Below are 1158 nucleotides of genomic sequence, written 5' to 3' on the forward strand. Positions count from 1 at the left end.
GTTCAGGTGGCAGGTAGCCAGGCGAACCCTCGGTGGCCATGGCCAACTGGGTACGCATCATGATGGCGTCGGCAAAACCGCGCAGCAGCATGACCATGGCGACGATGATGTACATCACGCCGATTTTCTTGTGGTCGACCGACGTCAGCCACTCGGTCCACAAGTAAGTCCACTTCTTGAAGTAGGTGATTGCAGCGAACAGCGCCAGACCACCGAGGGCGATCATGGCGATGGTCACCATCACGATCGGCTCGTGGAATGGGACTGCTTCCCAACTTAATTTACCAAACATCGTTTACTCCTCTGCCCCGGCAGCTGAATGCGAACTCGAGTCAATTTCCGTGGCCGCCACTTCTTTCTCTTTCTTCTCGTGCTTCAGCGGCTTGCCCGGCTTCATACCTTCGTACTTGTCGACGATGATCTGGAACTGGTTCGGCGTGACCGAGGAGTAGAGCTCGACTGGGTTGTTCTGGCTTGGCTTGGCAAGGGCTGCGTATTCAGCTTGATCAAGCTGTTTAGGTGACTTCTTGACTTCACTTACCCAGGCGTCGAAATCTTCCTGAGTGGTGGAGATAGCTTTGAACTTCATGCCGGTGAAACCCGCGCCGCTGTAGTTGGCGGAGATACCGTCCATTTCAGCGTTGCGGTCAGCGATCAGGTGCAGCTTGGTCTGCATGCCCGCCATCGCGTAGATCTGGCCGCCCAGACCCGGGATGAAGAACGAGTTCATCACAGCGTCAGAGGTGATCTTGAAGTTGATTGGCGTGTGCGCCGGGAACACGATCTTGTTGACCGTGGCGATGCCTTGTTCCGGGTAGATGAACAGCCACTTCCAGTCCAGCGCGACCACTTCGATGGTCACAGGCTTGACGTCGGATTGAATCGGACGATAAGGGTCCAGTTCGTGGGTCGAGATGTAAGTGATGTAACCCAGGGCAATGATGATCAGGACCGGGATGGTCCAGACTGCCACTTCGATTTTGGTCGAGTGCGACCATTTCGGGGTGTAGACAGCGTTCTTGTTCGACGCGCGGTATTTCCAGGCGAACAGGAAGGTCATGACGATAACCGGCACAACGACCAACAGCATCAGCAGCGTGGCGGTGATGATCAGGTTGCGCTGTTCCAGGCCGACCTGGCCCGTTGGATTGAGCAAGG

1 protein-coding gene and 1 pseudogene are annotated in these 1158 nt (G+C 55.9%); both read right to left on the bottom strand.

The genetic code is table 11. The features are described from left to right. Positions 1 to 292 (bottom strand): annotated as a pseudogene (locus ACIONG_RS30565) (cytochrome o ubiquinol oxidase subunit I); the annotation flags it as partial. A gap of 3 nt (positions 293 to 295) precedes the next feature. After that, on the bottom strand, positions 296 to 1158 hold an 863-nt coding region (gene cyoA / locus ACIONG_RS30570; protein WP_401304777.1), incomplete at its 5' end, for a ubiquinol oxidase subunit II.

This window comes from Pseudomonas sp. NPDC087817 (assembly GCF_044742875.1).
In the GTDB taxonomy this organism is placed as follows: domain Bacteria; phylum Pseudomonadota; class Gammaproteobacteria; order Pseudomonadales; family Pseudomonadaceae; genus Aquipseudomonas.